General features: G+C 23.9%; 7 protein-coding genes. All 7 read right to left on the bottom strand.

The annotated features are described in order from the left end of the window. Positions 1-70 precede the first annotated feature (70 nt). Complete coding sequence (locus T405_RS00560; RefSeq protein ID WP_036430040.1) at positions 71-4,462, bottom strand: fibronectin type III domain-containing protein; 4,392 nt, start codon at positions 4,460-4,462, stop codon at positions 71-73. Positions 4,463-4,504: 42 nt separating this feature from the next. Continuing rightward, positions 4,505-8,971: an autotransporter outer membrane beta-barrel domain-containing protein gene (locus T405_RS00555; RefSeq protein ID WP_036430038.1), complete on the bottom strand. Its 4,467-nt coding sequence runs from the start codon at positions 8,969-8,971 to the stop codon at positions 4,505-4,507. Between the two features lie 14 nt (positions 8,972-8,985). Next, positions 8,986-9,498 (bottom strand): hypothetical protein, encoded by a 513-nt coding sequence (locus T405_RS00550; protein WP_036430036.1) that lies wholly within the window; start codon positions 9,496-9,498, stop codon positions 8,986-8,988. Further along, the gene (gene uvrB, locus T405_RS00545) at positions 9,491-11,482 is read right to left on the bottom strand and encodes an excinuclease ABC subunit UvrB (RefSeq protein ID WP_036430034.1); all 1,992 of its coding nucleotides are present in this window, start codon (positions 11,480-11,482) and stop codon (positions 9,491-9,493) included. The genes T405_RS00550 and uvrB overlap by 8 nt, the downstream gene beginning before the upstream one ends. A 114-nt stretch (positions 11,483-11,596) precedes the next feature. Next, entirely contained in the window at positions 11,597-12,577 is a 981-nt protein-coding gene (locus T405_RS00540; RefSeq protein ID WP_036430032.1) for a bifunctional oligoribonuclease/PAP phosphatase NrnA, read from the bottom strand. Next, positions 12,577-13,542 carry a bifunctional oligoribonuclease/PAP phosphatase NrnA gene (locus T405_RS00535; protein WP_036430030.1) on the bottom strand — a complete coding sequence of 322 codons (966 nt, stop codon included), beginning with the start codon at positions 13,540-13,542 and terminating at the stop codon, positions 12,577-12,579. Before T405_RS00535 ends, T405_RS00540 begins: the two co-directional genes overlap by 1 nt. After that, complete coding sequence (locus tag T405_RS00530) at positions 13,542-14,735, bottom strand: hypothetical protein (RefSeq protein ID WP_036430028.1); 1,194 nt, start codon at positions 14,733-14,735, stop codon at positions 13,542-13,544. The genes T405_RS00535 and T405_RS00530 overlap by 1 nt, the downstream gene beginning before the upstream one ends. Positions 14,736-14,750 lie beyond the last annotated feature (15 nt).

Here is a 14,750-nt window from a genome sequence, read left to right as displayed (position 1 = left end):
ATAATTCAAATAATAAAATATAAAAAGTGAATTTTTTTATTTAAAATAACTTTAAAATTAACTTTTTATATTATTCTTTTTCAAAGGGTTTTTCAAATTCTGTAAAAATATCAGGTAATTCATATTTGCTTGGTCACAATCTGTTATTTCTTTGCAATTTATATGCAAAGGAATTTTCGTTATAATCATTAAGTTCACCCATAAAATTCATCCGTTGAGAATTTAAAATAAATCCACCAGAAAACAAACCACCTAAACCTATATGAATACCATATATATTTCCTTCATCATCATAAAAACCTGTTCCTGATGACCCAGATCCAAGTTGATTAGCATCTCCACTTCGGGTATCTTTAAAAGTTCTCATAACTGTATAAATATCAGTTACACCTTTATCTACGTCAGAACCTTCATTTATAATTCCTGCAAAGTAATTAAATCTAGCTTGTATATTTCTAGCTCCTGATACTCTTGGTCCTGGGAAAGATGATGCATATAAGGTTACAAAACTTTGTCCTTTTATGTATCTACCTTTTTTAGAAATTTTATTTGGTTTTAAAGTCATTCACTCATTAAGATGTTTAGCCATATAAAACTTATCGTTTTTATTATTACTGTTTATATTAGCATTATAATAATCAACTAATTCTTTGATGTTAATCTTAAATATTTGTAAATCTGCTTCACTTCTTTTAGTTGAATTAGTTCCATAAACAGGTGTACCATCTAGTTTAAAAGATTTTGTTGCTTCTCATTCAAATTGTGTTTTTAAATTAATTGAATTTCTTGGTAATCAATATGTGCTTACATCATTTTTATCTAGATGATCCTTAGGTGAGATAGTAGTTTCACTGTAACCCAAAGGAACATGACGATTTGTTCCTACATAAAATTCATAATCATTTGGATCACTAGGTTTAACTTTCCCTATTAATCAAACTGTACCATAGTTGCTTCCAAATGATTTTTTTACTACCTCATTTAAGATTTGATCATCATTTAAATGAGTTGTAGTTCTTCATTCCATAGCATCAAATTTGATTTGTTCTTCGTGATTAATAGATTTGAATTCATTTTTGCGATCAAATAAAAAACCATCTAATCTTAAATAATTATTTTTGTGTTGAACTTCATTAACATATAAAAACTTATCTGTTTCATTGTCATCAATATACATTATTGATGTGTAATTTTGTGCTTTTTCTATAAATGTTGAAGGAGTTTGAGATAAATTATGTATATAAATATCTTTGTTAATTACACCTGTTCTTGCTTTTAATTCAATTACTAGCTCATCATTTATAATAGATACTTTTGCTTTAATTCTTTGATTTATTAAATCTTCTAATTGTTGATCTGTTAGTGTAGGTCTTGCTTGTTTATTGTTTTCAAAACCTAAAAACAATGCTTTATATAATTCTTCTCAATTTTGAATAAAATCAATTTTTATATTATCAATAGTTTTATTAGGAGAATTGTTTAATTTGTTATATGAAAATGATATTCCATATGCATTTTGGTTATTCGTTCAATAACTTAAATTAATATTATTAGAAGAAGCAAAGAAATTAAAGTTTATAATAGCTTCTTTATCAGCATTTAAATTTTTAAAATTATTTAATTTCTTTTTAATAATATATGTAGTTTTATCAAGTGATTCTTGAAATTCTTTCTGTGCATAATTTTCTATTATAGTTCCATAATTATAATTAACATTACCTAAACTATAATTTATAGTATCTTCTTTTGCTGTTTTAGGATAACCATAGTCACCTTCTTGGAAAAGGTGATATTTTTTCTGTAATTCTTTTAAATAAAATTTATTTAAATTTACATAATTAGTGTAGTTAAAATCTAAATTTCCTGTTTTATTTATTAATTTATAGTCATTTCCATCTTTTTGTTTGTTAAACATTTCACTAACAGTAGTTATTGAACTTCCTGTGTTTGTATGGTTAGTAAAACTAGATCCTATTGCATCTTGAAAGACTATATTTGATATATTAATATCTTCAAATAAAATTTTATTTCCTAATAAATTAATATTGTTAATATCAAAAGTTGTAACTGGTCTTAAATTATGTTTATGCACTATTTCTATTGTTCTTAATTTCCATTGAATGCCAGGAGTTAAATTTTTAAATTCAAACATCTTTAATTCATCAAAATTTAGATAAACATATTTATTATTTTCAACTCTTTGGCTTCTTGGTTCTCAATCATAGCCTGTCGACCTGTTGTATACTCTTTGTTGTTCAGGTGTATCTTTTGGAATGCTTTCTTGAAAAGTGTCTACAAAGGTTAATTTAAAATATTTTTCTTTTAATTGTTTTAAATCATTATCATTTAAATTGACATTAATTGAACCTAAAAAAGTATTATATACACCTTGTTTTTTTGCAAATTGTACTTTTGTAATTGTTGGATTTAAATTGTTAATATTTAAATCCAATGAAATATTTTGACTTACTTGTAAATATTTATGTCCCTGTAAATCAAATGTATCAGTTAGATAATATTTATTAAAACTATAGTCAAACTTTTCTAAACCATTAGTGATTTTGATTTGATTGTTTTGAACTATACCTTGTAATGTAATATCGCTACGATATGCATTTATATCAGGTTTAAAAGTAATTAGATATTTATCATTATTATTTAAATTACCAGATACACTTATTAAAAGATCATTACCTACTGAAAAAATAGAATTAACTATAACTGAATTATTAGAGCTAGTTTTTGCTAATGATTCAATTGAGGAATTGAAATTTACTATTTGATTATTGTAATTAATGTTACTAATGTCATTACTTTCATTATCATCAACTTGTACTATTAAATATTGGGAATTTCCGTCATATTTAGTTTTATATATTTTATTATTGTAATTAAATGAAAAATCTTTATATTTATCATTAGATAAATTATTGAATTCAAATAATAAACCCTTCTTTATTCCAATATCCATTTTTTTAATATTTCTAATATTTAATTGTGTTTGAGGTTTAAATTTAGCGACCAAACTTTCATAATCACTAAAACTATCCATTAAATCATAATTAATTGTTTCATTATTAGTTATTTGATTTAAAGTAGTAAAAGATTTATTTAAATGATTAATATCTATATTTTGGTTATTTATAGATATTGAATTTATTGTATAGTTTGTATTTGGTTTTAAATTATTTAAACTATAAAATAATCTATTGTTTGAAATTGTATATCCTGAATTAATTTGATGTAAATTATTAGATTCTGAATAATTTATAATTATCTTATTACTTACATTTTGATTAAACTCTAAATTTAAATTAACAGAATTACTTGAAATGTTTGAAAAAATATCTTGATTTAAAATTCTTATTTCTGCCGGTTGAACTGGGGTTTCATTTGATGAAATATTAGAATCGGGATTCTTTATAGGTGGGTTTTTTGGTTCTTCTATTTGATTGTTAGGTTGTTTCAGTGTTCTAAAATTAATGGTTTTACTAATTTTATTTAAGTTAAAAGGTATATGATTATAATAAATATTTTTTAAGTAATATATAGTATCTGGGGTTAAATTACTAATGTCAAAATATATCTTATTATTCTGTATTCTAAAATAATTTTGTTTAAAAGGTGCTTCTTGATTTTTTGAAATTTCTAATGTATAAGATTCATTTTCATTAATTTTGTCTACTTCTAAAACTACTGTAGCATTATTTGGTGTTATGTTTAAAAAATCAATTTTTTTGATTTCTTGTGCTTTTGGTGTTAAAAAACGTGAATTTTCGTTTTGATTAATTCCTTCAACTATGTTTGAATATCTTATATTATGTATTGTATATAAAGTATCAGGTAATAAATTACTTAAAATAACTTCATTGCTCTCTTTATTAAAATCAAAGGTTCTTACAAAATATTCTCTTGTAGTTTCATCTATTTCTAAATCCTCTGATCCATTTCCATATCTATGATAACTTACTCGACCAAAGTCAACTGAGAAAGTATTGTTAGTAAACTCTGAATTTACAGCAAAATTAAATGTTAATTTAGCATTATCTGAATTAACTTCATTAATTTTGAAATTTAAAAATCTAATGCCTTTTGTAAGAAAACTATTTTTTGCTGAATTTAAGTTTAATCTAAAATTAGATAAAATAAATTTAGTAAATTTATATTCTGTTGCTGGAAATAAATTTTCATATTCTAAAATAATTCCTAATTCATTTTTTCTTATTCTAACAGGGGTTTTATTTTCATTTAATACAAATTGATTAACATTTAGTTTATCATCTGGAAAATTTGGGAAATTTTTTAGTAAAAAAGACAACTTGTATTCACTTTCAAAAACCATTTCAATATTATCGTATGAAAATTCTTTAATAGAATTAACACAAGATATCAAGGATACAGTTGATATAGGTGATATCCCTAGTAGGAATAATAATTTATTCTTTTTGGAAAATTTTGACATAATGCTCCTTAAATCAAAATAGCTAGCGTTTGCTAGCTTTTCTTATTTTTCAAAAGGTTTAATAAATTCATTGAAAATATTTAACATATCATATTGTTTTGGTCATAGACGATGTCTTCTTTGTATCATATATGCAAATGATTTATCATTATAATCATTTAAATCACCCATAAAATTCATTCTTTGTGAGTTTAATAAATATGAACCGTTTCCTCCATCACCTACTTTTCCTGCATGAATTGATAAGAAATTACCTTCATCATCATATAAACCTGTTCCAGATGAACCACCTTGGAATTGATGATATGCTTCAATATCTGTATCTAAAAATGATCCTCTAAAATAAATTTGATCTGATCTACCATAACCATATTGACCAAAATCATCTCAAGCAAATGAAGAAAGATAATTATGTCTCATTTGAATATTACGTTTAGAAGTACCTGTTGTTGAGCCTGGGAAGCTAGAAGTATAAGCAGTAAAGAATTGATCTTTTTTAATATACTTTCCTTTATTAGATACTTTAATATCTTTTAAATTCAATCAATTAGCTATATGCTCAGCAGATTTAAATTTTGCATCAGTTGGGTTTCCATTTTTATGTGTATTATAATAATCAACCACTTCTTTAATATCTATTTCTACTATTTGTAAATCTGCACTGCTTCTTAATTTTGCATTTGAACCATGTCTTGGAAGTGGGTTAGCTAAAACTTCAGTTCCATCTATTCTTTTATTACCTTGAGAAGCTTCTCATTTAAATCTTGTATGAACATTTCATTGACCAAAAGAACTAAAATACAATGAAGTATCAGTTGGAGAATCATGATCTTTAGGTGCTGATAAAGACATAGGTCCATAAGTTGGAACATGACGATTTGTTCCAAAGTAATATTTATAATCATTTGGGTCGTTTGGTTTTACTTTCGAAATCATTCAGCCTGTTCCATAGTTAATACCTATAGACCTGTCAATTACTTTTTTAAAAATTTCATTGTTAAATAATGGATTACTTTTTGTTCTTCAAGTTGATACTTCTATATTAAATTTTTCATTTTGAAGCAATGGATATTTATTTTTAGGAACAAAATTTGAATTAGCATCAAATAAAAAACCATCTATTTTTAGTTTATTAGTATCAATATTTTTATTTTCATATGTTAATTTATTTGATTCATTTTGATTTTCTACATACATTATTGATAAATAATTATATGCTCTTTCAATATATGTTGATATTTCTTGAGAAAGATTATGTAAGTAAATTTGATCATTGATTACACCGTTTCTTGCTTTTAATTCAAATACAAGTTCATTATTTTCTATAGAAACTTTTACTTTAATTCTTTGGTTCATCAATTTTTCTAATTCTTGAATATCTAATTCATTTATTGATAAATCATTTTTTTCTATTTTGCTATTATGTCCTTTATAGATTTCATCTCATAATTTAACAAAATTAATTTCTAAATTATCGATTGTTTGATTAGGTTGACTTTTAAGATAATCTAATGAAAAACTAACTGCATATGCGTTTTGATTTAAATATCAATAATCCATATTAGTATTTTGTGGATTGGCAAAAAAGTTAAAATTAATAATGGCATCTTTTTCAGGAGTTAAATTATTAAAGTTTGCTAAACTTTTTTTGATTTTATATGTGTTTTTGTCATTATGTTCATAAAATTTCTGATCAAAGTTTTCTATAACAACACCTCAGTTATAACTTTTATTATTAAAAGTAAATTTTTTAACTTCTTCTTTTAAGGCCATTGTTGAATAATCATTATATAAATCAAATAATTTTTGAGTTGAACTTAAATAATGTTTGTTTAACTCTTTATAGTTATGATAATTTCAATCAATTGTTAAATTAGTATCATCATTTTCTATTCTATTATCTAATTCTTGTTTAGTAATATTATTATTAGAAGTATTAGATTGATTATTAGTGTTTGTGAAATTATTTGGGAATCCAGAATTTAAAGTTAAATTATTAACTTCCAACTTAGTTGTTAAGGTCTCTAAACCATGTTTAGAAACATTATTAAGAGGTATGTCTAGAACTGTTTGTAAATTATGCTTATTAACTATTTCTACTTTATGTAAAACTCAATTCATCCCCTCTGTTAAATGTTTAAATTCAAATGATTTTAGTTCATTAAAAGTTAAATATAAATATCTATTGTTTTCTGGTCTTAAATTTCTTTCCATATAATCAAAAGCATTACCTCTAGTTCCGTAAGTTTGCTTTTCATATTCACTATCAGGTACAGCAATATCTCTTTGTGATTTATCTAGAAAACTTAATTTAATATATTTATCTTTCAATTGTCCTATTTGGTCATTTTGTATTTTTAAATTAATTGAACCTTCAAATGTGTTTGTGTTAATATCTTTTGCTACAAATTGAATATTTGAAATTGATGCGCTTAAGGTAGGTACAGTTAAATCAAATGAGGTTAAATTTTCACTTGCATAATATTCTTGTCCGGTATTTACATTAAATATTGAAGTAACTCAATACTTAGTAAAACTGTGATTTAATTTTGATTTAATATCATTAATTGTTAAAGAATTACCTGATATAGAATCTGCTGATATAGTAAGATCTGATGTATATGTATTAATATCAGGTTTAATTGTTATTAAGACTTTGTCTGTATTATTAAATACATTACTATCTGTAGAAACTGATAAATTATTATCATTAATTCTAGCACTATTCACATTAGCATTTGTTGTAGTAATACTTCTAAATGTAATATTACTTATAGTTCCGTTAAATTGAACATTTTGATTGTTATATTTAATATTAGAAATGTTTGAACTTTCTGAATCATCTACTAAAAAGTAAAAATCTTTTGAATTTCCATCATATTTAAAACTATAATTTTTATTATTATAAGTAAATGTTATATCCTTATATTTTTCTTGAGGTATTTGTGAAGCTGTGAACACTAAATAACTCTTATTGTTGTTTCTAACTTTAGAAATGCTTGATATTGCTAAATTATTATTTGTATATAATTGACTTACTTGAGCATCATATGTTGCAAAATCTCCCATTAATGAGTAATTAATAGTTGAATTAGTTATAGGTCTAGCATCATTATTTTGATTAGTTCTAAAATTTCTATTAGAATAATTTGATAAAGAAATTATTTGTCCATCAATATCTAAGTTTAAAAGTTCATAATTATTGCTTGATTGTAAACTATTTAAATTAAAATCTAAATTATTTGTATTATTAAATGTTTTATTAATAAAATGTGATGAACTTAGTGAATTATTACGATAATTTAATCTAACAGTTTTATTTGATATATTTTGGTTTAATGAAATAACTGCAGTTGCAGAGTTGGTTGTAATGTCATTTATATTAACACTTGTAGCATTAAGATTATTAATTATTTCTTTAGTTGTAAATGAAGATGAAGGGATGTTTGTTAATGCATTATTATTTAATTTAATTGAATTTAATGTATATAAAGTATTAGAATTTAAATTTGTTAAATTAATACTTAATGAACTGCTTCCAGGATTGTAATTGCTTGTTGTGAATATTTTATTATTTGAAAAACTAAATTCAAAGGTTTTTTGATTATTATTTTTTAATTGGTTCTTAGAAAAATTAACATTTAAAACAGCAGAATTTGATGTTATGTTAGTTATAGATACATTTGATATAGCAAAATCATCTTCTGCAGCAGTTGTTGGTTCAGATGTGGTAGTAAATGTTTTATTTACTATTTTTGATAAATCAAGTGATTGTTCATTTAACTTAACTGATGTAATGTTGTATGAAGTATTAGCTGTTAAGTTATCTAAAACTATATTTAAATTATTACCATTAAATACTAAATTATTAAATGTTCTTGTAGTTCCATTATATGTGATTTCTAAAACATTATCAGTATTATTTGAATGATCAAATTCAAATAATAAATTTAAATTATTAAAACTTGGGTTTGAATTAGTTATATTAGTTAATTTATATTCTTGATTTTTTGGTTCAATAGGATTTGGCGAAGGTTTAGGCTGAATAGGTTCTATAGGATTAATTGGTGGGGTAGGATTTTCTGGTTTATCTTCTTTATTATTTAATGTTTTAAACATTAATTTATTAGCAAAATCATCAAGATTAAGTTCTTGAGTTTTATTATCAAAATTAAAATAAATTTTGGTTATTTTATAATTAGTATTGGCTAATAAATTAGTTAAATTAAAGTTAAATTTATTATTTGATTGACTTGTTTGAGCAATTCTTTTATTGTTTGAACTATCTGAATATTCTAAAAATAGTGTCTTTAGATTTTGTGAATTATTAATTTCTATATTAATAACAACTGAATTTGTATTTACATTACTTATTTTAATTTCTTTTAATGAAAGGTTATTATTACTTGGATCTCCACACGATATTGCAATAACTGGTATTAATGGTAATGTACCTATGACTGCTGATTTTAAAAGAAATATTTTTTTAATATTTTTGATTTTTTTCATAAAAACTCCTTATATTAATCTGGTATATCACAACCATTAAATGCTTCAAATATAAAGTATAAACTATTTAATTGTTTTTGTTTAGATTCATTATTTAAAATATCAAATTCCGAAACTAGTGTGATTATATCTTTAGTTGAACCATCAATATTTGCTAGTTTAAAGATATCTTTTGCATTATTTATAATTAATTCTTTGTTTTGATTCTTTATATAATCAAAGTTATTATCTTTTTTAAATAAATCAATAATTTCTAAAAATGCTTGTTCTTTTTTATTGTCTTTTCCTGTGTATTTTTTATCTTTTAAATAATAAAAAAGATAAAAAATAAATCTATTTAAAACAAGTGAAAAACCAGAATTACGTTTAAAATTATTTCAAGTTAGTTCATTAAATAATTCTGAATCTTTTATTTCTTGTAATTCTATAATTAAAATTTTCAAGAAATTTTGATAAATAGAAACTACATCTACTGAACGGATTTGAATGACATCCACATCATTTATAATATCTATATATTTATACATTTTTATTGACCTTTTCTAATTCTAATATTTTATCTCTAAATGATATTGCCAATTCATAATCACGCATTTTGGCTGCTTCATTCATTTGTTTAGTTAGTTCTTCAATTAATTTTTCTTTTTCTTTTAAAACTGAATTATTAATAGTTTTCTTTTTAATTAATGCATCAATGGCATTTTGAATTTTTTCATCATAACTAGATTCCGGAATCTCTTTGATAATTGTTTTAGGAATAATATTGTTTTTCTTATTGTAAGCTAATTGTAATTCTCGTTTCTTTTTATTGTCATCTAAACATTCTTGAATTGCTGGTGTAATTTTATCTGCATATAAAATTGCTTTACCATTTGCGTTTCTAGCACACCTTCCTACAATTTGAATTAAAGCTGTTGAACTTCTTAAAAAACCAGTAACATCTGCATCTAAAATCATTATCCGGGATACTTCTGGAATATCAATTCCTTCTCTTAATAAATTAATACCGATTAAGACTTCTGCTTGATTTGTTCTTAATTTTCTAATTATTTCATTTCTTTCTAGAGTTTTAAAGTCTGAGTGTAAGTAAATTGCTTTTATTCCTTTTGTAATTAAATATTCACTTAATTTCTCTGAAGATTCTTTAGTAAGAGTAATTATAATACTTTTTTCATTCGTTTCCCTTAGACTTATAATGGTATCATATATATCATCTATTTGTCCATATGTAGGTTTGATTATGATTTCAGGGTCTACTAGTCCAGTTGGTCTTAAATACATATGAGCAATGTTCCCATTTGATTTTTCTAATTCCTCTGATGAAGGAGTAGCAGAAACATAAATTTTTTGAAAATTAAATGAATTATTAAATTCGTCATAATTTAATGGTCTGTTTTCTGCAGCTGATGGTAATCTATAACCATTATCTATTAAATTAATTTTACGAGTTTTATCAGTTTCTGGCATACCTTTAATTTGTGGTAAGGTTTGGTGCGATTCATCTATAATCATTAAAGAATTTTCAGGAAAATAGTCTAATAAGGTATATGGTCTTTGTCCAAAATCTCTTTGATCTAAATACATTGAATAATTTTCAATACCCTTGCACATTTTAAATTCTTTTAATTCATAGATATCTTGTTTAATACGAGGTTCTAATTTTTGTGCTTCTAATAATTTATTATTAGAATTAAAATATTGTAATCTTTCTGCTAATTCTTTTTCTATTTTTTGAACGACTTCATCATATAAATTAATATCTGTTGTATATGCTTGTCCTGGTACTAAAATATAGTTTGTTTCTTTTGTTATTACTTTTTTAGTCAATGAATCAACTACTGCTATCTCTTCTATTTCATTATCATAAAAACTTATTCGGATTGTTTTATCTTGATCATCTGCTGGTCTAATAAAGATTAAATCACCTTTAACTAAAAATTGACCTGGTTCAGGAGATACATCGTTTCTTTGGTAATGAATTTTAATTAATTCATAAATAAAATCTTTTTTAGTTATTACTTGACTTTTATAAAATCTAAAAAATGATTCTTTATATAACATTGGATTTAAAGCACCATATATAGCAGATACACTAGCTACAACAATAACATCTTTTCTGGTTAATAATGAATTGATGGTGCTTAATCTTTGAATTTCTATTTGTTGATTAACTTTTGAATCTTTTTCTATATATAAATCTTCTGAAACTTTATATGCTTCTGGTCTAAAATAATCAAAATAAGAAACATAATATTCTACAGCATTGTCAGGGAAAAATGATTTTAGTTCATTATAGAGTTGTGCAGCAAGAGTTTTATTGTGAGATAAAATTATTGCAGGTTTATCAAATTCCTTAATAACATTTGCCATTGCAAAAGTTTTACCAGAACCCGTTACTCCAACTAGTGTTTGATTTGTTATTCCGTTTTTTATACCATTAACTAAATACTCAATTGCTTGTGGTTGGTCACCACTTGGACTATAATCTGCTTTCAACTTGAATAAACTCATAATTAATTAAATTATACTCTTTTATTTTTTATAAGGTATTTAAGTATTTACATAAATTATTTATTAGTTTCTAATTAAGAAATTAAAAAAATAGAACAACTATTATAAATTGCTCTATTTTTTTAATAATTCCATTCAATATCTTTGAACTTCTAAAACACAATCGTCAATAACTTTTTCAACTAAGTCAAAACTATCGATTATAGCACCAGAAGCTCTTTCATGTCCTCCACCATTTCATTTAACTGCCACATTTCGAACAATAGGACCATTAGATCTAAATTCTACTCTTATTTTACCTGATTCTTCTTCTAAAAATTGCACTCATATTGGAAATCCTTCGATATTACTTATTGCATTTACTCTCATTGATGAATTAGAATTTTTTCCAAATCTTTGTGTGTCTTTTAAACTATTTTGAATGTAAGCAACACCATCACGTGTTTTTAATGTTGATAATAATCAAGAATTGAATTTTAAATCTTCAAGTGTACTCATTGATAAATTAGTGTGAATATAATCTGCTTGTAAACCTGCTTCATATAATTTAGATGCTAGATATAATGTTCTACTTCTTACATTACTAAATAAAAATCTTCCTGAATCAGTGTTAATACCTAAATATAAGTAATTTGCTGCAGTTGGTGTGATTTTTCAATTGTTAGTTACAGCTATTTCAGTTATCATTTCATCTGCAGCTGAATATGAACTATCAACTCACCTAATTGTGTTTTCTCCTAAATCATCATCATTTGGATGATGATCGATACGAATGACTTGTGCAAAAAGATTTTTATCTAATACTTCTCTACATTCAATTCTTTCTTTATGATTTGCATCTACTACAACTCCAAGTGATTTTTTTAAAATTTCATCATTAGGAATTTTATCCATTGTAAAATCTAAGAAATCAAATGAGTTTTTAGCATCACCGATAGCATATACTTTCTTGTTTGGAAAATTAGTTTTAATTAATTCTTTTAAACCGAATTGTGAACCTAAACAATCTCCATCTGGGCGAATATGATGAAAAATAACTATACTGTCATATTTTAGCAATTGTTCAGTGATTATTTGTAAATTTCCTGTTTTCATTATTGTCCTTCTCATTCAGCAATTAAATCATTTAATTCTGATACAACAGTTTTAACTTGGTCTCAATTTGTTAGTGTAATTCCTGCTGCATTATCGTGTCCACCACCGTTATATTTTTTAGCTAGTTTATTAACTAATGGTCCGTTTGATCTTAATCTTCCTCTAATGTTCCCGTCTTCTAGTTGAATAAATAAAGCTCAACAAGAATTATTATCTATATTTGCTAGTTCATTAACGTATTGAGCTGCCTGGAATGAATTTAGGTTAAATTCTTTTAAGAATTCATCTTTAATTTCATAATATAAAACTCTTCTATCTTGCTTGAATTCAGATAATATTTTTCCAGAAATTTTAATATCTTGCAAACTTCTAGCACTTAAATTTCTTAAGATGTTTTGTGGATGGAAGCCATTTTCCATTAAGAAAGCAACTAATTTATATGTTCTAGCAGAAGTATCAGGGAATAGAAATCTAGCTGAATCTGTATTAATTCCTAAATAAATGTGACTTGATGCTTTTTGAGTTACTTTTCATTTGGCATCAAAAGCCAGTTGAGCTATCATTTCTGCTGCTGCTACATAATGTTCATCTATTCAATTGTATTCATAATCTATATCAGCATCATTTGGATGATGATCTATTCTTAATCTTGCAGTTGTTTTCTTTTCATATAATAATGATGCACACTCAATTCTGTTCCCGCTTGAAGCATCAACTACAATAGCAAGTGAATTATTAAAATCTATTTGTGAAATATCGGTAAATTCATAATTCATAAATGGAAAACTACCTGATGCATCACCTACTGCATATACTTTTTTATTTGGATAATTAGTTTTAATTAATTCCACTAAACCATGTTGAGATCCTAAACAATCTCCATCAGGGCGGATATGGTGAAAAATAACTATATTATCATATTTTTCAATTGCTTGTATTGCTACTTGTGAATTTCCTATAAGCATTATTTCTCCTTTTCTTTTACAAAGTTGTTTATTTTATTGATTTTACCTTTAAAAAGTTCTTCTTCCTTAAATGGTTGATGAAGTATTTCTATTATTTGATTATAAATATCTTCTTGTTCTGTTTTAGTTAAATTTTCTGAAGTGTTTATTTGATTTTCTAGTTCTTTTATTTTATTTAAATTAAAGAAATTTTTATTTTTTAAATTACTTAATGCATTAGACAAATAAATAATTTTAGAAGTAGAAGTAAAACTATATAAATTAAATAATAGTGATTGTAAATTATAATGAATATAAGAAAATAATCTTAAAAAGTCTTGATGTTCTTTATCATTTAAAATAGGATCAAAAATATGTGTTTTAAAGAAACTTTGTTCTATTGCAATATATATGTTTTTACTTTTTTCAAAAAACAATTCATAAAAATCAAATACTCGATCTATAAATGACAATAACTCTTCAAATTCTTTTTGATATTTGTTTTTTAAATCTATATTTATTGTTTCATTTATTGCTTGTTTGATTTGATTTTCAAATGAATTATAAAGATTAGTTATATTATTTCTTTGAAATTCCTCAAATATTTTATTGTTTTGATTAATTTCTATGAACTTTTCATATTTTTCCCATAATTGATGATATGTAGTTTTACTAAAACCATTTTTTTCTAAAAATTTGTTAAGTAATAAACCTTTAAGCATTAAAACTCTATCTGATAAATAAGTTAATTCAGTATCACTTTCAACATAATTAAGGAATTTGAATTCACTGAATCCAAAAACATATTTATATAATGATAAAAACTTATTTGATTTGATACCTAAATTTGGATTGTTGATTTCCTCTTCTTTTAATTCAGATAATTGCTTTTTTAATTCTTTATATAAGTTTAATCTAACTTCTATATTAGCAGCAAATTTTAATCAACTACGTTCTGAAATATCTATAAACTCTTCATTAGTTTGATTAAAAGATTTTTGCATTGTTTGATTAGTGTATTCTAATAAAGAAGCCAAATATTCATACCTCGGATTATTCTCTGTTTTTGTTTGATTAGTAAATTCTTCAAATGCCTTTAAATTATTTCGAAAAGTATTGTAATGAGTATTACAACTAATTAAAACTAAAGGAGAACTAGAGATTAACAAAATACCAGTTCAATAACGAAATTTCTTTTTAATGAAATATTTCATAGTTAAATTTTACTA

The organism is Mycoplasmopsis felis ATCC 23391 (assembly GCF_000701865.1).
Classification (GTDB): domain Bacteria; phylum Bacillota_I; class Bacilli_A; order Mycoplasmatales; family Metamycoplasmataceae; genus Mycoplasmopsis; species Mycoplasmopsis felis.
Note: the sequence above shows the minus strand (reverse complement) of the source record. Positions and strands in the feature narration are given on the sequence as shown.